Annotated in this window: 20 protein-coding genes and 1 pseudogene; 17 read left to right on the top strand and 4 right to left on the bottom strand. The window is 31.3% G+C overall.

Features of this window, described 5'->3' with window-relative positions; all coding sequences use genetic code 11:
• Positions 1-25: 25 nt before the first annotated feature.
• Entirely contained in the window at positions 26-580 is a 555-nt protein-coding gene (locus tag CLU83_RS03155; RefSeq protein WP_100430276.1) for a DUF4142 domain-containing protein, read from the bottom strand.
• Positions 581-726: 146 nt separating this feature from the next.
• On the opposite strand from CLU83_RS03155, the pseudogene CLU83_RS03160 reads away from it, so the two are divergent.
• A pseudogene (locus CLU83_RS03160) lies at positions 727-882 on the top strand (TolC family protein); the annotation flags it as partial.
• Between the two features lie 160 nt (positions 883-1042).
• Here CLU83_RS03160 and CLU83_RS03165 read toward each other — a convergent pair.
• Positions 1043-4141: a metallophosphoesterase gene (locus CLU83_RS03165; protein ID WP_100430277.1), complete on the bottom strand. Its 3099-nt coding sequence runs from the start codon at positions 4139-4141 to the stop codon at positions 1043-1045.
• 721 nt (positions 4142-4862) lie between these two features.
• On the opposite strand from CLU83_RS03165, the gene CLU83_RS03170 reads away from it, so the two are divergent.
• Positions 4863-5471 carry a hypothetical protein gene (locus tag CLU83_RS03170; protein ID WP_100430278.1) on the top strand — a complete coding sequence of 203 codons (609 nt, stop codon included), beginning with the start codon at positions 4863-4865 and terminating at the stop codon, positions 5469-5471.
• A gap of 64 nt (positions 5472-5535) precedes the next feature.
• Here the strand turns inward: CLU83_RS03170 and CLU83_RS03175 are convergent, their stop codons facing one another.
• Together CLU83_RS03175 and CLU83_RS03180 are read right to left on the bottom strand one after the other, a co-directional pair.
• Entirely contained in the window at positions 5536-6798 is a 1263-nt protein-coding gene (locus tag CLU83_RS03175; protein ID WP_100430279.1) for an NAD(P)/FAD-dependent oxidoreductase, read from the bottom strand.
• Between the two features lie 89 nt (positions 6799-6887).
• Complete coding sequence (locus CLU83_RS03180; protein WP_100430280.1) at positions 6888-7955, bottom strand: class I SAM-dependent methyltransferase; 1068 nt, start codon at positions 7953-7955, stop codon at positions 6888-6890.
• A gap of 200 nt (positions 7956-8155) precedes the next feature.
• On the opposite strand from CLU83_RS03180, the gene hutH reads away from it, so the two are divergent.
• The 15 genes from hutH (at position 8156) to CLU83_RS03255 (ending at position 20975) form a co-directional block, all read left to right on the top strand.
• A complete protein-coding gene (gene hutH, locus CLU83_RS03185; protein WP_100430281.1) occupies positions 8156-9676 on the top strand; it encodes a histidine ammonia-lyase in 1521 nt (506 codons plus the stop codon).
• A gap of 51 nt (positions 9677-9727) precedes the next feature.
• Positions 9728-10459, top strand: coding sequence for a 3-oxoacyl-ACP reductase FabG (fabG, locus tag CLU83_RS03190; protein WP_100430282.1), 732 nt, complete (start codon positions 9728-9730; stop codon positions 10457-10459).
• Between the two features lie 15 nt (positions 10460-10474).
• Positions 10475-11710: a beta-ketoacyl synthase gene (locus CLU83_RS03195; protein WP_100430283.1), complete on the top strand. Its 1236-nt coding sequence runs from the start codon at positions 10475-10477 to the stop codon at positions 11708-11710.
• Entirely contained in the window at positions 11703-11954 is a 252-nt protein-coding gene (locus CLU83_RS03200) for an acyl carrier protein (protein ID WP_100430284.1), read from the top strand. Before CLU83_RS03195 ends, CLU83_RS03200 begins: the two co-directional genes overlap by 8 nt.
• Positions 11955-11958: 4 nt before the next feature.
• Positions 11959-12840: a lipid A biosynthesis acyltransferase gene (locus CLU83_RS03205; protein WP_100430285.1), complete on the top strand. Its 882-nt coding sequence runs from the start codon at positions 11959-11961 to the stop codon at positions 12838-12840.
• A 168-nt stretch (positions 12841-13008) separates the two neighbouring features.
• Complete coding sequence (locus tag CLU83_RS03210; RefSeq protein WP_100430286.1) at positions 13009-13914, top strand: dialkylrecorsinol condensing enzyme DarA; 906 nt, start codon at positions 13009-13011, stop codon at positions 13912-13914.
• A 5-nt stretch (positions 13915-13919) separates the two neighbouring features.
• Positions 13920-15053, top strand: coding sequence for a beta-ketoacyl-ACP synthase III (locus tag CLU83_RS03215; RefSeq protein ID WP_100430287.1), 1134 nt, complete (start codon positions 13920-13922; stop codon positions 15051-15053).
• A complete protein-coding gene (locus tag CLU83_RS03220; RefSeq protein WP_232726950.1) occupies positions 15053-15493 on the top strand; it encodes a hypothetical protein in 441 nt (146 codons plus the stop codon). The genes CLU83_RS03215 and CLU83_RS03220 overlap by 1 nt, the downstream gene beginning before the upstream one ends.
• A gap of 9 nt (positions 15494-15502) precedes the next feature.
• Complete coding sequence (locus tag CLU83_RS03225; protein WP_232726951.1) at positions 15503-15973, top strand: ABC transporter permease; 471 nt, start codon at positions 15503-15505, stop codon at positions 15971-15973.
• A gap of 5 nt (positions 15974-15978) precedes the next feature.
• Positions 15979-16383: a hypothetical protein gene (locus CLU83_RS03230; RefSeq protein ID WP_100430289.1), complete on the top strand. Its 405-nt coding sequence runs from the start codon at positions 15979-15981 to the stop codon at positions 16381-16383.
• Positions 16383-17381, top strand: coding sequence for a BtrH N-terminal domain-containing protein (locus CLU83_RS03235; protein ID WP_100430290.1), 999 nt, complete (start codon positions 16383-16385; stop codon positions 17379-17381). The genes CLU83_RS03230 and CLU83_RS03235 overlap by 1 nt, the downstream gene beginning before the upstream one ends.
• 66 nt (positions 17382-17447) lie before the next feature.
• Complete coding sequence (locus CLU83_RS03240; protein ID WP_198512341.1) at positions 17448-18146, top strand: ABC transporter ATP-binding protein; 699 nt, start codon at positions 17448-17450, stop codon at positions 18144-18146.
• Positions 18136-19419, top strand: a complete 1284-nt coding sequence (locus tag CLU83_RS03245) for an ABC transporter permease (RefSeq protein WP_198512236.1) — start codon at positions 18136-18138, stop codon at positions 19417-19419. The genes CLU83_RS03240 and CLU83_RS03245 overlap by 11 nt, the downstream gene beginning before the upstream one ends.
• Entirely contained in the window at positions 19394-19843 is a 450-nt protein-coding gene (locus CLU83_RS03250) for a thioesterase family protein (protein ID WP_100430292.1), read from the top strand. The genes CLU83_RS03245 and CLU83_RS03250 overlap by 26 nt, the downstream gene beginning before the upstream one ends.
• Position 19844: 1 nt before the next feature.
• The gene (locus tag CLU83_RS03255) at positions 19845-20975 is read left to right on the top strand and encodes a beta-ketoacyl synthase (protein WP_100430293.1); all 1131 of its coding nucleotides are present in this window, start codon (positions 19845-19847) and stop codon (positions 20973-20975) included.
• Position 20976 lies beyond the last annotated feature (1 nt).

Here is a 20976-nt window from a genome sequence, read left to right on the forward strand (position 1 = left end):
CTTTTTTATTTTTGTAATCAAATATCTAGGTATTTGAATCCATTTTTTGTTGCAGTTTTTTCGCTTCTTTATAATGATTTGTTAATAAAACAATTTGTTCTGAAGCCCATTCTTTAATATCATCATCAGTTGCTTCTTTAGAAATTTGAGTCATTTTATCAATTGCTTCGTTATGCCCTTCGGTCATCATATCAATAAATTTCTTATCAAAATCTGCACCAGATACTTTATTTAAACTATCATATTCTTTACGTCCCTCATCATTTATTGAAGTAGGAATCGTAATTGTTTTGTCGATTGCCAACATCTTTAAATCATTTAATGATTTTTTGTGATCTGCAAGTAAAGTCTCTGCGAATTTTTTTACGTCTTCACTTGATCCATTCATTAATTCCAGTTTTCCAATTTGGATTTCGGATAGTTTTATAGAAGTTGCATCGTGCAATAAAGTAGAATCTTTTTTTACTTTATTTTTAGCAACGTCTTTAGAGTTTTTAGTTTCATTTTTGCATGAATTCATTGTCAATAATAATAATCCAGCGCTTAAAATTATTTTACTTAAATTGAATATCTTTTTCATCTTTTCTATTTTTTAAAATTTAATAATAATCTTTTAAACAAAGTTATAGTAAGAAGATGCTTAAAGTTTTATAGTTTTTAGCTGAAATATTACATTATTAACAGTTTAAATTTAAAATGAAGAGTATTATAAAGGTGTACGCCCAAAGCGATTTGTTCAAGTCTGCCAGAGTCGATTATTTTGAAGTTTTAATGATACAGCGTGATGCTTTGGAGTCTAAACTCGAATTGATAGAAACCAAAAAAGAACAGCTCAATGCTTCAGTCTATGTCTATAGAGATTTAGGCGGAGGCTGGAAATAATACCGTTCATCGATATTGCAGTACAACTTTATAATACCATTTTTTTAGTTGCCAAAAGCCCTAAACATCTCAAAGTGTTTGGGGCTTTTTTTATGAAATCTAGTGTGATTTGATTTTTTTGGAGCAATATGTTTTGTAATCAACAATTTAGTTCTACTGTTTATGATCTGCGTTTATTTAATTTCCCAACATTTGATATACCTTGTTCTATCAGCCCAATATTTTTTGAACCGTCAATTTTAAGCTCTTGATTTTTTATGCTAGCTTTAATTTTTTCTTCCAAGATTTTGTTTCCATTAACTTTTAGAGCTAAATAAATATATAATTTAATCAAAGATGTTTGTTTCAATATACCCATGCTTAATATATCAATTACTTCATCAATATATTTATGATTTTGTTTCAGATTTAGGTCAATAAGAGAAAAGTAGAGTACTAACAATTTAAATTGATTTTCTTTTGATTTAGTTTTTAATATTTCTATTTTTTCAATTAATATTGTTTCTAAGTTATTTTGAACTAATGCATCATAAAAAAATGTTTGAACAACAATAGGTACAAATTGAGTGAGTAATTTCATTAAATCCTCTTCTGTAGTTTTTTCATTAATGTAGTTTAATTTATTTTCTTCTATTTCATCCATTAATTGAAACCCTAAAACACAAGAAGAATTAAGAATATAATCGAAAATTTCATCCTCAAGTTTTAAGTCTTTGAATTTGGAGTTTCTGAAAACTCTTGCTAAAATAAATAGCGATTTCTCCAAGTTTTCTGAGTTAGGCTCAATTTTTTCATAATATTTTTTTTGTTGCACTTCAGCAATCTTATTGTTGTCACCTAATATTTCTTCAAAAATTACATCTTGATTTTCTATAGATATTGGTTTAATATTATCTTTTAATAGTTTAGGTAATCTAAGATCAACACCAAGTTTATCTTGAATTATTAATTTAAAATGGTCATCAATTTTGTCTAAATTGTATTGATAGTTAACAGGATAGAAGATTTCTTTTGTCTTATTGTATATTTTTTTTACAAATTCAATGTCTCTACTATTAAAACCTGCACATATTTCAAATTCATTTCCGAAAGACAAGTAAAAGTGACCATCATCTATTACTTCGTCTCGAAAATCAATATTGTCTTTCATATAAAGTGCCAAAAAATATTCAAAAACACCATTAAGCCTGAATGTATATGAATCGGAATCAAGTTTTTTTAAAACTCCTTTTTCAATAATAATATCAACAATATTTTGGACCTCTATTACAAATTTTCTATTCTTCTTTTTGTATTCAGCTGTAAAATTTATGATGTCAACATAAGAAATTACATAGTTATCTGAATTATATTTAGCAACTAAATGATGAGCTAATTCACTTAAATAGCTTTTAAAGTCTTCAAAATCAATTTTATAAATGGACTCTTTTAAGGCAAAACTTTCCTTGTCTAATAGATTATCAATATATAATTCGATTAATTGAAAATTATTACGAAATGTTGCATCAGCATTTTTTTCAAAAATCCATATGAAAAGGGAAACTGTCCAATAATTTGAAGGAATATTTAATTGGGTAAAAACAGTATGAATTTTTTCAAGAAGTATTTCCCTGCTTTCTTCTGTCAGGTTAGGCCATTTATTCGTTAATGTTCTAATTTGAGTTCTACCTATGTCCCATATAAATTTATTATTAAAAAAAGTTCCATTGATTGTTTTGTTTGAAAAACCATTAAGTAAAGTTTCTTCAGCAGTAGCAATTATTGATGCGTTTTTATATTTAAATATATATTCATTTAAAGGGCTTAATATGAAATTTTCATTTTCATTAAAATTATCCAAAAGAATTTTTATATGATAATTTTCGGTTAGTTTCTCAGTATCACCAATACTTAATTCATAAAAATCTCTAATAGCTTTTATTACATCAATTTTGGATTCAGATTTTATTAATTCTTTACAATTTATATATATCGGAAGAACGTTGTTTATACTGAAATCGTTTAAACTTTCTAATAATATTTTATATAAAATAGCAGTTTTACCACTTTTATCTTTACCAAACAATATTTGATTATTTCTTGAATTAATTAAATCTAAAAGTGAATTTTTTTTAGATTTTGAAGTATTTTTCCCAATATGTGTCATTGAATTTGAGTCAATAATTGGATCAGTAAATAAATCTAAAAAGTTACTTTTATCTTTTTTGTCTGAATATGATAAAAATAAATCATTTGCTTTTTCAAGTTCTCGATTAAATTTTTTTCTTATTGTTTCTCTAAATTTATTTTCGTTTTGTTTTCTATCACTTACTGGAATTTGCCCATTCAGTGTTGTAGACGAATAGAAAACATCTTCATCTGATAGGTATAATTTGTTATTTATTTTCAATTTATAATTCTCTAAATCAATTTCAATAATCGAATATCCAATCTTTGATTTTCCATCTGAAGACAATGTGGCGGGTGAAGTACAGCTATACATCCCAATTTCAGGTACTACATGTATTGTATCTCTTTTTTTATGAGTATGCCCCGAAAACATAAGGTGATAATCTTTGAAAATAATATCCTCTAAAGATTGGGAATTCCAATATTTAAAATCAGACAAAGGATGATGTAATAATATAATGTTAAACCCATTTTCTTTTTTAATTAATTCATAAGCTGATTTTAGGAAATGAATCGGATATAAAAGATTCCCAGAGTCAGTATCTGAATTTATTGCTCTCCAAGCAGTGTTTATTGTTGTAATATTAATTGGTAAATTATTTTTACTTCTTTTATGAACAGTGAAAAGGGGTGTTAATACATCCTTATTCTCGTCTTTATAAAATTCACTCTGAAATTTCAAATAATTGTCAAAATTTTCTAAGCTAGCAATAAGTGACTTACTATCTTGTTTTAATACATATTGGTCCAATTCTTTGTTTTCTTTAATTTTATTTATCGAATCTTTTATATCATCAAGTTCTCTACCTCTATTTACATCATGATTTCCAGCACATATAATTATGTTTGATTTTCCTATATTTAAGAATTCAGATACTCTATCGATTAAGATTGTTTTTGCATCAATAAAGTCATTGTATGATTTTCCGCTATTAACCAAATCACCTGTAAAAAAAAGAAAATCAATTTCCCCTTTTTCCTTTTCAAGAGATTTAATCATAGCATCGACTAATCTATTTTGTATAGGTATAGCTCTTTTTTCATTTGAAAAATGAAAATCAGTTAGATGTAATATTTTAATTTTTTTCATGAGAATCTTATAATTTTTATTTGTAATATATTCTTTATGATAAACTATGCTTAAAACTATTTTTTTTTATAGTTTCAAGTGTTAATATTTATCAAATAATGATATATAAGGTGCTTTGTTAATATTGAAATTAATATAAATAATTGGTTAATATGCTTTTAGCTATTTTTAATTTAGTATAAAAATATTTTCAATCTGCTAAATGTAGCCATTATTTGATAAACACTAATGCATAAAACCGAAAAAAAATGTAGGGTTTTTATTTTGAATTAAATTTTGTTCATAAAATATAACTTTAGGTTTTTAAAATTAATTTTTAATTTAAACTCATGTAAATTCAATTCACATGAATTATCATTTAAAAGTCATTAAAAAATAATTTATACTATGTATTTATTTTAAAATCAAATTGTTGTGATAAAAGAAGAAGAGTTTGAAAAAGAATTTAGCGCGAGGTAAAGTATATCGTCGGTCTGATTTGTTGAAATGATCAAAATCGGTAGATCGTCATTTGGATGTGCTTTTAAAAGAGGGAACCGCATTTGGTAAAACACCGCCGGAGGAAGAGGTGTTAGTGCGCAGTTTTTTTAATGATGACCGTTTAATTTGGACGATAATTAAATGTTTTTATTTGTGTAAATTTTTGTAATAAATGAAAACATAAAGCAAAATTTCTTACATTTGAAATCTATTGATTATTAATGCTAACATAAATTATTAAATGAAAAAAATTGTTTTTGCACTATTGCTTGTTTCTTCAATTATGACAGCTCAAGATATGGATGTTGTAAAAGGAGATTTTGGATTCATAAAGGATCAAAAAGAGGTGAATGTTGAATTTGATTATTCTAAATTAACTTTATTAAAAGAGAAACTTACCGAAGAGAAGTATGTTGCTAATAGAGTTAAGGAGTTAAATGAAAAGTCAAAAAATAATGGTGATATTTGGAAAAAGAAATGGGTTGGCAGTAAAGACCAGATCTGGAATCCAAAATTTTTGGAATTAATGAATGTTATTTTTAACAAAGAAGGTAAGGATGTTACTTTTCAAGAGGGATTAACGGCCGCAAAATATACTTTAATTGTTGAAGCTGTTTGGGTATACCCAGGTTGGGATGCTGGAGTAATGAAGCAGGCTGCAAAAGTAAGTACTAATTTGAAGTTTGTTGAAACGGCTAATAAATCGAATGTTTTGCTAGAAATAGCAAGTGAAGAGGCACCTGGAGATCAATGGGGAAATAATTATAGTAATGAATCCAGAATTGGAGAAGGTTTTGCAAAAACGGCTAAATCACTAGCAAAATTGCTTGTAAAAAAAGCTTATAAATAATGAACATATAAATTGAAGTTTTACAAAGACTTTTATTAAATAGTAATTAACACATAAAAAAAACCTAGTCAATACTAGGTTTTTTTGTGTTTTGACTTTCCATTTCGAGTATATGTGCCATGTTTTTGATAAGATTGTCGTGCTTTTTTACAAAAGGATTTTCTTCATCCCAAACATAACCCGCCAGCACAGCACATATTTTTCTTTTTACATCTGGATTTTCGGGCTGATGAAAAAATAAATTTTGTAGGTTTCCAGTGTACCATTCTTTTACATAAGTAGTGAACACTGCAATTCCGCGTTTCATATAAGCTGTAAACTCTTCTTCCCAATCTACTGCAATGCCTTGTGATTCTTTTAGAAATAATTTAGCGGCAAGCATACCCGACTCAGTTGCAAACGCAACACCCGATGAAAACACAGGATCCAAAAACTCCGAGCTATTTCCAGTTAGAGCAAAACCATCTCCATACATTTTTTTGACAGAGCGCGAGTAATTTTCTAATTTGATAGGCTCAAATAAAAAGTCAGCACCGGCAAAGCGCTTGATATAATAGTCAGAAAGCTGAATAGCATTTTTTAAGGCTTCGGCATTGTTTTTATTAGCGGAAAGCGAATTGATAAAATCAGTTGGGCCTACAACGCCTAAACTAGTATTTCCATTCGAAAAAGGAATAACCCATAACCAAACTTGAGTTTCGAGAATGTCGAATGAAATCATTGTTCCTTCCTCACCTTCTGGACGGTTTTTGTCGACAACATGGGTAAAAATAGAGGAGTGTGGATCTAGTTTTGAAGGCGTATCCAAATCTAATAGTCTTGGTAAAACTCTTCCGTAGCCACTAGAATCTATTATGAACTTGGCGTGAATTTCTTTTAGCGTTCCCTCTTTGTCTTTAACAACTGTAGTTGAATTTTTTCCTTCAAAAGCAACCGAAATTACTTCTGACTCAAATTCCAAATCAATGCCTTTTCGAATTACTTCTTGAGCCATGGTGTTATCGAAATCGGCTCTAGGGACTTGCCAAGTCCAATCCCAGCCTTCGGAAAATTTATTGCTGAAATCGAAAACACAAATTTCTTCCCCTCTAATGAATCGGGCTCCCAGCTTTTTCTCAAAGTTCATGGCATCCAGACTTTCAAATAATTCGGCTTCGGCAAAATGATCCATTACTCTGGGAATAAGACTTTCGCCTACAACAATTCGAGGGAATTTTGTTTTTTCGACAACCTTAATTTTGATTCCTTTTTTATGAAGATAAGAAGCAGAAACGCATCCAGATGGTCCGGCTCCAATGATTAAAACATCTACGAATTCTTGTAACATTTATTGTTTGGAATTAAAATTTTAAAAAAAAGATAACCATTTTAACTAATAGCATCTGTTGGATTATGCAAATTTAAATATTTATCATTCTATGCTATTCTTTTTTTACATTTAATCAAGGTATGGCTCATTCCAATGATTTCATGTATTTCGTCTACCTCAAAACCTACTTTTTCAATTATTTTTAAAATATCTTTTGAATGAAACATTTGACTGTTTCCGTTGGCAACCGCTGTAAAATATAATGAAGTGGCGTGTAAACTGTATGTGGAAGATTGGAATCTTTGTAAATCCCAAAAGGTTTCCAAGATATAAAAACTGGTGTTATCGTTCATAGCATCATAAGCTTTGCTGAAAATTTTTTCTATTTCCTCCAAAGAGAAACAATCTATAAACTGGCTCATCCAAATAACATCAAAATCTTTTGGTAAAATACTGGAGTCGTCTAGTAAATTTATGTCTTTGGTAAATATTCTATCTTCGAGATTATTTTCAGCGATATTTTTTTGAGCCATTTTGGTTTGCCCGGGTAAATCCAAAATAGTAATTTTTACCGTGGGATTGTATTTGGCACATAGTAATGCAAATTTTCCGGTGTTGCCCCCAACATCCATAATAGTTTTGGGACTGGAATTAAATAGAATGGGCAGAACATCTGGAAACGTATAATCTGAATAAAAATGATCAAAATCGAACCAGCTTTTTTTAACTTTTTCTGGCAATTCGGATAATCCTATATAGACGGTATCCCAATTTCCTAATTCTTTTAATCCTTTTGGCTTGCCTTGTACTATTGATTCCTCCAGATGATTCATGGCAAAATAATTAACATCCTGAGTGAAGTCCATATTAATATTGGTTGCTTCGTCTCTCAGAATAAAGTAGCCTGTTTTTGTTAATATAAATTCGTTGCCCCTTAGATAGACCAATTCTAAGCTTAGACCGGCTTCGAGTAATACTTTTACGCCATAAACAGATAAGTTTAATGATTTTGCAATGGTATCAATATTTGCTTTTGTGTGGTTAAACAGATATTCTAAAATCCCTAGATTTCGAAGTGATTTTGCAGCTTGAAACATTATTGGTGCAAAAGCAATTTTTTGAGCATCTAAGTTAGCTTGAATAACAGTTTTTTTATCAGAACCAAAATCTTTCATTTATTTTGATTTAAAATTGTTTGTATGTGTTTGTTTATATTGCAGTTAGATATTGTTTTGAGTGATGATTGTAAAATAAAACATCGTTTTACAAATTTTAGCGATATTATGCTACATTTGCTCATTCAAATTAACCACATTAAATTCTAAATAAAAACAAAATTTTAATATATTTAGTTTTAAAAAAAAATACTTGTTGAATGAATGCTATAAAGGAATATTTAAGTTTAAAAGAGTTTGAATCTGTAATTTTTGAGAATAATAAAATAGATATCAGTCAGAATGTTTTAGATAGGGTTAATGAAAGTTTTGATTTTTTAAAGGAATTTTCGGTAAACAAAATTATTTATGGTGTGAATACTGGTTTTGGCCCTATGGCTCAGTATCGTATTAAAGATGAAGATCGTATACAGCTACAGTATAATTTGATTCGCAGCCATGCTTCTGGTACAGGAAAACCATTAAACGCTGTTTGTGTAAAAGCGGCAATATTGGCACGATTAAATACACTATCTTTAGGTAATTCAGGTGTTCATCCTTCATTAATTCATTTGATGAAAGAGCTGATTAACAGAGATATTACCCCTTTAATTTTTGAACATGGCGGAGTAGGAGCGAGTGGAGATTTAGTGCAGTTGGCTCATTTGGCTTTGGTTCTTATTGGTGAAGGAGAGGTTTTTTATAAAGGAGAAAGAAGACCTACAGCAGCCGTTTTTGCATTAGAGAAACTAGAACCTATTCAAGTAGAAATTAGAGAAGGCTTGGCATTAATGAACGGAACTTCGGTAATGACAGGAATAGGAGTTGTAAATGTTCACCATGCTAATAAGCTATTGGATTGGTCTATAAAGTTCTCGGGTACCATTAATGAAATTGTGCAAGCGTATGATGATCATTTTTCTGAGGAGCTAAACAATACAAAACGTCATAAAGGGCAGCGCGAAGTAGCTTCCAGAATGCGTTCGAATCTTAGTGACAGTGCTTTAATTAGAAAAAGAGAAGACCATTTATATTCTGGTGATAATACTGAGGATGTTTTTAAAGAAAAAGTGCAGGAATATTATTCTTTGCGTTGTGTGCCTCAAATATTGGGACCAGTATTGGAAACTATAAATAATGTGGCTTCTATACTCGAAGAGGAGTTTAACTCCGCTAATGACAATCCTATTATAGATGTGAAAAATCAGCATGTATATCATGGAGGAAATTTTCACGGAGATTATATTTCGTTGGAAATGGATAAATTGAAAATTGTTATTACCAAATTAACGATGCTTGCCGAAAGACAGTTGAATTATTTATTGAATTCCAAAATCAATGAAATTTTGCCGCCATTTGTCAATTTGGGTACCTTAGGATTTAATTTTGGAATGCAGGGAGTACAATTTACAGCAACTTCTACTACTGCAGAGAATCAAATGTTATCAAATCCGATGTATGTTCACAGTATTCCAAATAATAATGACAATCAGGATATTGTAAGTATGGGGACAAATGCAGCTGTGATAACCTCTAAAGTTATAGAAAATGCTTTTGAAGTTTTGGCAATCGAACTGATAACTATTGTTCAGGCAATTGATTGTTTAGAACAAAAAGATCAGATTTCATCTGTAGCCAGAAAAATATATGATGATGTTAGGGTAATAATCCCAAGGTTCGAAAAGGATCAGGTTATGTATCCTTTTGTACAAAAGGTAAAAGACTATCTGATTAATAATTAATTTAGAATGGAGACAGTTTTCAATCAGCAATCTAAAATTTAAAAAATACGTATGAAATGTGCATTGGTTACAGGAGGTTCAAGAGGAATTGGTAGTGCTATTTGCGAAAAATTAGCGCAGGATAGTGACTATCATATTTTAATTAATTACCATTCCAATAAAAAAGCCGCTGAAGAAACCTTAGAAGCAGTAATTGCAAACGGTGCTACTGGAGAAATTTTGCAATTTGATGTTGCTAATTTTACCGAAGTTCAATCGGTATTAACACAATGGCAGGAGGCAAATCCAAAAGCGGTTGTTGAGGTTATTGTAAATAATGCAGGAATTACAAAAGACGGTTTGTTTATGTGGATGAGCCAAGAGGATTGGTCAAGTGTTGTAAACACCAGTTTAAATGGTTTTTTTAATGTGACTAATTTTTTTATGCAAAAAATGCTGCGAAATAAATATGGACGAATTGTAAATATGGTGTCTTTATCAGGAGTAAAAGGTACAGCAGGACAAACCAATTATTCGGCGGCTAAGGGTGCTGTTATAGGTGCAACCAAAGCTTTGGCACAAGAAATTGCCAAAAGAAATATTACCGTAAATGCTGTTGCTCCAGGTTTTATAAAAACGGATATGACTAGTGAGCTTGATGAAACAGAATTAATAAAAATGATACCATTAAATCGTTTTGGTGAAGCTGATGAAGTAGCAGATTTAGTTAGTTTTCTTGTTTCTAAGAAAGCCAGTTACATTACGGGTGAAGTTATTAATATCAATGGTGGAATTTATTCATAAAAATAAAAGTTGTCAATGAATAATAGAGTAGTCATAACAGGAATGGGAATTTATTCCTGTATAGGAACATCGTTAGACGAAGTAAAAGATTCTTTATTTGAAGGAAAATCAGGAATTGTATTTGATCCAGAACGCAAGGAGTTTGGTTTTAGGTCAGCTTTAACAGGCACAGTTCCTAAACCAGATTTAAAAAATTTACTTTCCAGAAGACAAAGAATAAGTCTTGGAGAGGAAACCGAATTTGCATATATGGCAACTATTGAAGCCTTAAAAAATGCAAATATAGATGATGCTTTTTTTGACAAAAATGAAGTCGGTATTATATATGGCAATGATAGTGTGTCCAAAGCTATTATTGAGGCAACAGACATTATTCGGGAGAAAAAAGATACTACTTTAATTGGTTCAGGGGCTATTTTTAAGTCTATGAATTCGACAGTTACGATGAATCTTTCTACAATATTTAAGTTAAGAGGGATTAATTTAACAATCAGTGCAGCCTGTGCCAGTGGCTCTCATTCTATCGGAATGGCCTATTTTTTGATAAAAAACGGCTTTCAAGATTTAATTATCTGTGGAGGAGCACAAGAAATTAATAAGTATGCTATGAGTAGTTTTGATGGTTTGGGCGTTTTTTCTGCCAGAGAAGAAGAGCCTACCAAAGCTTCTAGACCTTTTGATATTAACCGCGATGGATTAATTCCAAGTGGTGGTGGTGCTACTTTGATTTTAGAGTCTTATGATTCGGCAATAAAAAGAGGCGCTACTATTTTGGCCGAAGTAATTGGATATGGATTTTCATCCAATGGAGGCCATATTTCTACCCCAAATGTTGAAGGGCCGTCTATAGCGATGCAGAGAGCTTTGGATGAGGCAGGAATAAAATCAAATGAAGTAGATTATATTAATGCCCATGCAACATCAACTCCAGTAGGAGACGATAATGAAGCAAAGGCTATTTTTGAAGTTTTCGGAGAAAGTAACCCTTATGTCAGTTCTACAAAATCAATGACAGGGCATGAATGTTGGATGGCTGGAGCTAGTGAGGTTATTTATTCTGTTTTGATGATGCAGAATGATTTTATTGCACCAAATATTAATTTGGAAACCCCAGATGCAGATGCAGCAAAATTAAATTTAGTTAAAACCACATTAAATAAAAAAATTGATATATTTTTGTCGAATTCCTTCGGTTTTGGAGGTACAAATTCAGCATTAGTAGTTAAAAAGTATAAGAAAAGTAATGAATAAAGAAGCAATTATTGAGAGGGTAAATGGGTTTTTAATTGATGAATTTGAGGTGGATAGCGATGATATTCAGTTTGAAGCAAATTTAAAAGATACTTTGGGACTGGATAGTTTAGACTATGTAGATCTTGTTGTTTCTATCGAATCAAACTTTGGCGTAAAATTAGTTGAATCAGATTTTGTAGGAATAGATACGTTCCAAAGTTTTTATGACCTGATAGAAAATAAAATAAAATCAAAGGCTTAATTTAATGAGTCAATGGGATGGGAAATCCAAAGGCACAGTTCTTGGGTATAAGATTTTTGTTTTCTTCATAAATAAAATTGGAGTAAAATCAGCATATTTCGTACTTTATTTTGTAGCAGCGTATTATTTTATTTTCCTTAAAAAAAGCAATGCCTCAATCTTTTATTATTTTAGAAAAAGATTGGGGTATTCGTATTTAAAATCTAAAACGATGGTTTTTAGAAGTTATTATACTTTTGGACAAACTATTATTGATAAAATTGCAATTGGTGCTGGTCTAAAAGATAAGTTTACTTATGAACATGACGGTAAAGAGTTTATTATTAAGTTGTTAGAAGAAAAAAAAGGAGGCATATTAATTAGTGCGCATGTAGGGAATTTTGAGATAGCCGAACATTTTTTTAGTGAAGTTGATTTTAATTTACAAATAAATTTAGTTACTACCGATTTAGAGCATTCGACAATAAAAAAATATCTTGAAAGTATTACTCAAAAACCTAGAATCAATTTTATATTAATCAGTGATGATTTGTCGCATATTTTTGAAATTAATTCTGCTTTAGCCAGAAATGAATTAGTTTGTTTTACTGGCGACCGGTATTTTGAGGGTGTAAAATCGTTGAGTGAAAATTTACTGAATCAAGAAGCACTTTTTCCTGCAGGTCCATTTCTTATTGCATCCAGATTAAAGGTTCCTGTTCTTTTTGTATATGTAATGAAAGAACCAAATTTACATTATCATTTGTACACGAGAGAAGCCAAAGTTAAGCACCGTGATGAAAAAGGATTGTTAAAAGAATATACCGAAAGTGTTGAAGGTATGATGAAAAAGTATCCGCTGCAATGGTTTAATTATTTCGATTTTTGGAATCAGCTTGACAAATAAAAATAGTACTGATTTTTAAATAATTTAAAGTGTTTTTTTAATCTGTTGATTATTAATAATTTGTCGATAATTTAAAAATATAAGTTGCTTTTTTTTAGAAAGATGTAAGTAGCGATTGGTTTTAATTAGAATTTTGGTTTAAATTCGTTTTCTGTAAAAAAGACTTCAATGAAAAATGTCCTAGTAATCTATTATTCTCAATCGGGACAATTAGCGACTATTGCTAGAAATATAGCAAAACCATTTTTAAATTCGGAAAGCATAAATGTAGTGTTTCATGAAATTAAAATGGAGCAGCCATTTCTATTTCCTTGGAATAATGATGCATTTTTTAATGCTTTTCCAGAATCTTTTTTACAAATTCCTGCTCGTATTAAACCAGTTCCAGATGAGATAATGGAAATGAAGTTTGATTTGATTCTTTTGAATTATCAAGTTTGGTATTTGACGCCTTCCATTCCCATAAATTCTTTTTTGAAAAGTCCTGAAGCTAAAATTTTATTTCAAGATACACCAGTTGTAACAATAAACGGCTCCAGAAATATGTGGTTTATGGCGCAGGAAAAAATTAAGATTTTGTTGAAGCAGAATAATGCTTTATTAAAAGGAAATATTGCATTGGTAGATAGAGTGGGGAATTTAATAAGTGTTATAACAATTGTGGAGTGGATGTTTTCTGGAGTGAAAAAAAGATACCTTGGAATTTTTCCATTACCTGGTGTTTCCGATAAAGATATAAACGAATCTACAAAATTTGGCAAAGTGATACTTTCCAGTTTTGAGGAGAATGATTTTGATAATTTGCAATCAAAATTAGTTAAGATTGATGCCGTCAAAGTCAGTTCCTATTTGGTTAAAGTGGATAAAACAGCCAATAAGATTTTTTCAAAATGGTCTAATTTTATTATAACAAAGGGGGAATCCAGAAAATTTTGGACAAAGATATTTAAAGTGTATTTAATAGTAGCAATATGGCTAGTTTCGCCAATAGTTTATATATTACACATTCTTACGTATCCGTTAAAAATAAAAAAAATAAGACAAGAACTAGAATATTATAAAGGAGTAAATTAGATTATATGTTTGATGTATATATTACAAAAGCGGCTAAGTATTTACCAAATAAAGCTGTTTCTAATGATGAAATGGAAGATTATTTGGGTTTGATAAATGAAACGGCATCCAAAGGCAGAAGATTAATATTAAGAAATAATAAGATTGTAAGCCGTTATTATGCACGAGATAAAAATGGAAATAGCACTCATAATAATGCTGAATTAACTCATATAGCTATTCAAGGATTATTTGATAATCGTTTTACAGATCAAGATATGGAATTGTTATCTTGTGGAACTACTACTCCCGATGTACTTGTCCCATCTCATGCATCAATGGTGCATGGCTTATTGAAAAATAAAAATCTGGAGCTTAACTCATCGGCAGGCGTGTGTTGTTCGGGGATGAATGCTTTGAAATTTGGTTTTCTTTCAGTGAAATCCGGAAATACAAATAATGCGGTTTGTGTTGGTTCTGAAAAAGCTTCTTCGTGGTTATCTTCTAATAAATTTGAAAATGAAGTTGTTAATCTAAAAAAACTTAAAGAACAGCCCATATTAGCTTTTAGAAAAGATTTTCTTAGGTGGATGCTATCTGATGGTGCTGGTGCTTTTTTATTAGAAAATAAACCAATCGGAGCTATTTCTTTAAAAATTGAATGGATGGAAGCCTACTCTTACGCACATGAAATAGAGACATGTATGTATGCTGGCGGAGACAAATTAGAGAATGGGAAAATAAAAGCATGGAATGACTTTGATCCCAGCGAATGGCTCAACGAATCTATATTTGCAGTTAAACAAGACATTAAATTGCTCGATGAACATATTTTGGTTAAGGGTGCTGAAAGCATGAGTGAAGCTTTGGCAAAAAACAATATTTCCGCTGATCAAATTGATTTCTTTTTGCCGCACGTTTCTTCCCATTATTTTGTGGAAGGTTTGAGTAAAGCATTAGCAGAAAAAGGAATGGTGATACCAATGGAAAAATGGTTTATGAATTTAGCATATGTTGGCAATGTAGGTTCAGCTTCAATTTATCTGGCTTTAGAAGAATTAATGAATTCAGGTAAACTGCAAAAAGGCAATAAAATTCTTTTATCTGTGCCAGAAAGCGGTCGTTTTTCTTATGCTTATGCTTATTTAACGGTTTGTTAATGACAATGGCAGATAGTAATCCATTAGGTGATAAAGATTTTGTGGAGACTTTAATTCCTCAAAAAAAACCGTTTGTAATGGTTGATACTTTGTATTTTTATTCTGAAAATGAGCTGGTTGCGGGGTTTACCATTCATAACGATGCAGTTTTTTTAAAAGATAATTCTTTTGTAGAATCAGGAATTATAGAGCACATGGCACAGTCTGTAGCATTACATACAGGGTATCAGTTTTATTTAAGAAATGAACAAGCTCCTACAGGTTATATTGGTTCTATAAATAAATTGCAAATAAAAGGACTTCCCAAACTTCATGACGAAATAAGGACAACAGTTTCTATTATACAGGAATTTGGTGGAGTTACTTTGGTAGATATTGTTAGCAAATTAAACAATGTTGAAATAGCTAATGGTCAGATGAAAACTGTTTTGGCTAAATAATTAAAAATAGTGAGTAAGAAAGAAACATCAAAACTTGTAAATAGTAATCATTATCTGCCTCATCGTGCTCCCATGCTGATGGTGGATTTTATTTTGGAGATTGATGATGAGAAGGTAGAAACTGTATTTGAAGTTAAAACAGAAAATATATTTCTTAAAAATGATTTTTTCACAGAATCGGGTTTGGTCGAAAATATGGCACAAACCTGTTCGATGATTGTTGCCAAAGATTACTTTATTGATGAAAATAATAATGATAAGCCGGGAGCGAATGTGATTGGTTTTATTAGCGGAATTAAAATTTTAAAAATATATTCTTTGCCTAAAGCAGGTACAACAATTGTTACTAAAGCAATCTTAGTTTCAAAATTTATTACCGATTCCTATAGCTTATGTACTATAAAATGTAAAACTTTAAAAGCAGAAGAAATACTATTAGAAGGAGAGATTACATTGTTTATTCAAAATAATAAACCCTAGAGAGAATGAAAAAAGATGAAGTACCTCAAGACAAAGGCAATCTTTCTAAAACAAATATGAAAGAGCTGGTTTATGCTACAGATGAAAACGGTAATTATACAACTGCTTTAAGTTCAGGTTGGGAACCTAAAAGTATTGCTCTTTCTAATTCGATTGAAGAAATTAGTGAACGGATTGCTATTGCCGAAGCTCAGGTAGCAAATAATGAAGTAAGCCCGATTTGTTATTATATGGAATTGTGCAGAATGGATATCGGAGTACTTTCCAGTTACGTAGGAATGTGGCAATGGCGCGTTAAAAGACATTTTAAGCCTAAAGTTTTTGCAGGGTTAAGTGATAAAATTTTAAAAAAATATTCAGATGCATTTAATATAACTGTAGAAGAATTAAAAAACTTTAAAGCAAATTAATGGAGACGAATTTCACACATCATCAATCAGCTCATTGTGAGAATGGAGTTGCTTCCAATTTGTTAAAACATAATGGATTGAATATTAGCGAGCCAATGGTTTTTGGGATTGGTTCGGGACTTTTCTTTGTTTATCTTCCATTTTTAAAAGTAAATTACGCCCCAGCAATAAGTTATAGACCTATGCCGGGACAAATTTTTAATAAATTGGCGAAACGATTAGGCTTGAAAATTAAAAGGCAAAAATTTTCCAGCGAAGCGAATGCCATTAAAGCATTGGACGAAAATTTAAAAAATAATATTCCTTCAGGATTGCAGGTTGGCGTATATAACCTAACGTATTTTCCTGATGAGTATCGTTTTCATTTTAATGCACATAATTTGGTAGTTTATGGGAAAACAGAAACTGATTATTTAATTAGTGATCCTGTTATGGAAAACGTGACTACCTTAACACATGAGGAGTTAAATAAAGTACGTTTTGCCAAAGGAGCTTTTGCGCCAAGAGGCCAAATGTATTACCCTATTCAAGTTCCTCTAAATGTAGATTTGAAAGGGGCAATTATAAAAGGTATAAAGAATACTTGTCGGGATATGCTAGCACCAATGCCAATAATAGGTGTTCGCGGTATTCGGCTTGTAGCTAAGCTAATTAAAAAATGGCCAGTTAAAGAAGGGACAAAAAAAGCAAATCATTATTTGGCTCAAATAGTTCGAATGCAGGAAGAAATTGGGACTGGCGGTGGTGGTTTTAGATTTATATATGCTGCCTTTTTGCAAGAAGCTGCAGTTGTATTACAGAATGACGAGTTGCAAAATTTGTCACTGGAAATGACTGCTATTGGTGATTTATGGAGAGATTTTGCTGTCGAAGCTTCGCGAGTTTATAAAAATAGAAGTACCAAAGTGGATGTTTACAATCTGCTTTCTGACGAACTTTTAGCAATTGCTGATAAAGAGGAGGAATTTTTTAAGAAATTGAAGAAAGCAATAAGCTAAATAAAAATCATATTGAAATCAATTATCCAAATATCCCATCTGTCTAAATTATATAAAGATGCCGAAATGTATTCCTTGAATGATTTTTCTATGGATATAAATAAAGGAGAGATTTTTGGACTGCTTGGGCCAAACGGGGCAGGGAAAACAACATTAATTTCGATTCTTTGCGGTTTAGTAAAGCCTAGTTCAGGTTCATTCACGATTGATGGATTAAATTATACAGCTAATGCCAATGAAATTAAAAATAGAATTGGTGTTGTTCCTCAAGAATATGCTTTATATCCAACCTTGACAGCCAGAGAAAATTTGCTGTATTTTGGAAGTATGTATGGTTTGAAAGGAAATGATCTTAAAGAAAAAGTAATAGACAGTCTGGATTTGCTGGGATTATTGAAATTTGCAGATAAACGGATCGAGACTTTTTCGGGTGGAATGAAACGTCGAGTTAATTTGATTGCTGGGATATTACATAATCCTAAAGTTCTTTTTCTTGACGAACCTACTGTAGGGGTTGATGTACATTCAAAGAATGTTATTATTGATTATCTTAAAGAGCTCAATAAAAATGGTACAACTATAATTTATACATCACATCATTTGTCTGAAGCACAAGATTTTTGTACCCATATCGCTATAGTTGACAGAGGAATAATTTATACTCATGGAACACCTAAGGATTTAATTGCTGCTACTGCCAATGCTAGAAATCTTGAAGATGTTTTTATTTCATTAACAGGAAAAGAACTGAGAGATGCTATATAAACTTTGGATGTCTGTTTACAAAGAATTCTTGTTGTTAAAGCGGGATATGGGAGGTGTTGTGACCCTTTTTCTAATGCCGTTAGTGCTAATTATAACGGTTACGCTCATTCAGGATAGTTCCTATAAAAAAGGACAAGAAGTTAAGATTCCAATTCTTTTGGTTGATTATGATAAAGGGAAAGTTTCTAAAACGCTTTTTGATAATTTAAAAAAGAGTGATGTTTTTAGTGTTATTACCACTTTTGATAATAAACAAATTACTGAAGCTGAAGCTAAAGAAGCCGTTTTTAGAGGAAAATATCAAATGGCAATTATTATTCCGTCGCATTTGAGTATTGATTTGCAAACTAAAATTGATCAAAATGTTCAAAAAATCGTAAGTAGTTTAGGTTTTTCAGATTCATTGGCAATAAAACCAAATGCAAAAGTTGTCAATCAAAAAGAGGTAAAACTTTATTTTGACCCAGCAGTGCAGCTGAGTTTTAGAAGAGGCGTGATGAGTGGCATCGACAAAATGATTTCTCAAATAGAAACCAAATCGATTTATACTTCTTTTCAAGATGAATTGGGCGGAGAAGATGCTCAATTTGAACAAAAAAGTTTTATTACATTCAAAGAGATTATTCCAAAAATAAACAACAAAGAGATACTTCCAAATTCGGTACAGCATAATGTTCCTGCCTGGACGCTTTTTGCTATATTTTTTATAGTAATTCCGTTGTCAATCAATATGGTAAAAGAAAAGACACAAGGAACTTTTGTGCGATTGCGAACCAATCCTGTTTCTAATCGAATTGTATTGGCGGGTAAAACGGTGATGTATTTAATTATTTGTTTGATACAGTTTTACATGATGATTGCGGTTGCTGTATTTTTATTTCCGCATTTGGGATTACCAGCTTTAAACGTTGAAGGGAATTTAATTTTGATGAGTATTGTGGCGCTGTTTTCGGGTTTAGCAGCGATTGGTTTCGGAATATTATTGGGGACTATTGCCAAGACCCAAGAACAATCGGCTCCATTTGGAGCTACTGCTGTAATTATTTTGGCAGCAATTGGCGGTGTTTGGGTTCCTGTTTTTGCCATGCCGAAAGTTATGCAGGTTATTGCACAGTCCTCACCAATGAATTGGGGCTTAGAAGCCTTTTATGATGTACTTTTGCGTAACGCATCCATATTGGATTTGTTGCCAGAATTATTTTTATTATTTTTATTTTTTATAGTTACCACAACTTTAGCATTGCTGTATGATAAGAAGAAAAGAGCTGTATAAGGAAGCGGCTGCTTTGACCGTTTCACATGATATTCGTGTTCGATTTAACGAAACAGATTCCCTTGGAATAGTTTGGCATGGTCATTATATTACTTATTTTGAAGATGGAAGAGAAGCTTTTGGACGCCAACACGGACTTGCATACTTAGATGTTTTTGCTAATGAATTTACAACTCCGATTGTGAAAACAACTCTTGAGCATAAACTATCATTGCGTTATGGCGAAGTGGCTCGAATAGAAACAACTATTGTAGATACACCAGCGGCAAAAATGATTTTCAGGTTTACAATTTATAATATAAAAAATGAAGTAGTTTGTACGGGGGAAACCGTTCAGGTTTTTCTAGATAAACAAGGAGAACTAATGTTGACAAATCCTCCTTTTTACACGGAATGGAAAAGAAAAGCAGGCTTAGTAAAATAGCATGATGAAAGAAGTTTATATAACCGAAACGAATTGCATTACACCTATTGGGTTTGATGTGGCTGCCAATATAAAAAATATTGGTAATGTAGTTTCCGGTATTCAGCTGCAGGATAATCCAAAGTTGTTAAATACGCCTTTTTATGCAGCTGTTATTAATGATTCAGCATTAGATTTGGCTTTTGCCAAAGTAACTTCTGTGGACGGTTATTCGAGATTAGAAAAAATGATGATTTTGGCTTTGGAACCGATTATTAAAAGGGCAAAAGTTGAATTAAACGGGCGTACAGCTTTTATCCTTTCGACAACAAAAGGAAACGTAAATGCTTTAGATGATGCGAGTGATATTGAATCCGCTTATTTGAATGTATTAGCCAAAAAGATTGCTGATTTTTTTGAATTTAAAAGGGAACCAATTGTGGTTTCTAATGCTTGTATTTCGGGAATATTAGCTGTTACAGTAGCCAAAAGATTAATTCAGGCTAATTTGTACGATAATATATTTGTTGTTGCGGGTGATGAAGTTTCAAAATTTGTTATATCAGGATTTAACTCCTTTCAGGCGATGAGTAATTTACCATGCAAGCCTTATTCGATTAATAGAACAGGAGTAAGTTTAGGAGAAGCAGCAGCAGCTGTTTTGGTTTCTTCAAATAAAGAAAATGCCAAAATAAAAATTATAGGTGACGGTTCCATCAATGATGCAAACCACATCTCGGGGCCTTCCAGAACTGGGGAAGGTCTTTTTAGGAGTATTCAAAGTGCTTTGGCGGAAGCCAAAATAAACAGCGGTCAAATCGATTATATTTCAGCTCATGGTACAGCGACTCCTTTTAATGACGAAATGGAAGCTATTGCGTTAAATAGATTAGGACTTGAAAATGTGCCAGTAAATAGTCTTAAAGGTTATTATGGTCATACATTAGGTGCTTCGGGATTACTGGAGACAGTTATTGGAATACAATCGGTTGAAGAAAATAAGCTGTATGCTTCATTAGGATTTGATGCCATTGGAGTGAGTCAGCCCATTAGAGTTATTGAAAAAAATGAAGATGCAGCCATTCGTTATTTTTTAAAAACAGCTTCAGGTTTTGGAGGATGCAATACAGCCGTTTTATTTGAAAAAGTATAAT

This window comes from Flavobacterium sp. 1 (assembly GCF_002797935.1).
Taxonomy (GTDB): Bacteria; Bacteroidota; Bacteroidia; order Flavobacteriales; family Flavobacteriaceae; genus Flavobacterium.

Excerpts from the sequence above, each read along its gene's own strand:
- CLU83_RS03155 (WP_100430276.1), bottom strand. The coding sequence starts at position 580 with ATGAAAAAGATATTCAATTTAAGTAAAATAATTTTAAGCGCTGGATTA.
- CLU83_RS03165 (WP_100430277.1), bottom strand. The coding sequence starts at position 4,141 with ATGAAAAAAATTAAAATATTACATCTAACTGATTTTCATTTTTCAAAT.
- CLU83_RS03170 (WP_100430278.1), top strand. The coding sequence starts at position 4,863 with ATGAAAAAAATTGTTTTTGCACTATTGCTTGTTTCTTCAATTATGACA.
- CLU83_RS03175 (WP_100430279.1), bottom strand. The coding sequence starts at position 6,798 with ATGTTACAAGAATTCGTAGATGTTTTAATCATTGGAGCCGGACCATCT.
- CLU83_RS03180 (WP_100430280.1), bottom strand. The coding sequence starts at position 7,955 with ATGAAAGATTTTGGTTCTGATAAAAAAACTGTTATTCAAGCTAACTTA.
- hutH (WP_100430281.1), top strand. The coding sequence starts at position 8,156 with ATGAATGCTATAAAGGAATATTTAAGTTTAAAAGAGTTTGAATCTGTA.
- fabG (WP_100430282.1), top strand. The coding sequence starts at position 9,728 with ATGAAATGTGCATTGGTTACAGGAGGTTCAAGAGGAATTGGTAGTGCT.
- CLU83_RS03195 (WP_100430283.1), top strand. The coding sequence starts at position 10,475 with ATGAATAATAGAGTAGTCATAACAGGAATGGGAATTTATTCCTGTATA.
- CLU83_RS03200 (WP_100430284.1), top strand. The coding sequence starts at position 11,703 with ATGAATAAAGAAGCAATTATTGAGAGGGTAAATGGGTTTTTAATTGAT.
- CLU83_RS03205 (WP_100430285.1), top strand. The coding sequence starts at position 11,959 with ATGAGTCAATGGGATGGGAAATCCAAAGGCACAGTTCTTGGGTATAAG.
- CLU83_RS03210 (WP_100430286.1), top strand. The coding sequence starts at position 13,009 with ATGAAAAATGTCCTAGTAATCTATTATTCTCAATCGGGACAATTAGCG.
- CLU83_RS03215 (WP_100430287.1), top strand. The coding sequence starts at position 13,920 with ATGTTTGATGTATATATTACAAAAGCGGCTAAGTATTTACCAAATAAA.
- CLU83_RS03220 (WP_232726950.1), top strand. The coding sequence starts at position 15,053 with ATGACAATGGCAGATAGTAATCCATTAGGTGATAAAGATTTTGTGGAG.
- CLU83_RS03230 (WP_100430289.1), top strand. The coding sequence starts at position 15,979 with ATGAAAAAAGATGAAGTACCTCAAGACAAAGGCAATCTTTCTAAAACA.
- CLU83_RS03235 (WP_100430290.1), top strand. The coding sequence starts at position 16,383 with ATGGAGACGAATTTCACACATCATCAATCAGCTCATTGTGAGAATGGA.
- CLU83_RS03240 (WP_198512341.1), top strand. The coding sequence starts at position 17,448 with ATGTATTCCTTGAATGATTTTTCTATGGATATAAATAAAGGAGAGATT.
- CLU83_RS03245 (WP_198512236.1), top strand. The coding sequence starts at position 18,136 with ATGCTATATAAACTTTGGATGTCTGTTTACAAAGAATTCTTGTTGTTA.
- CLU83_RS03250 (WP_100430292.1), top strand. The coding sequence starts at position 19,394 with ATGATAAGAAGAAAAGAGCTGTATAAGGAAGCGGCTGCTTTGACCGTT.
- CLU83_RS03255 (WP_100430293.1), top strand. The coding sequence starts at position 19,845 with ATGATGAAAGAAGTTTATATAACCGAAACGAATTGCATTACACCTATT.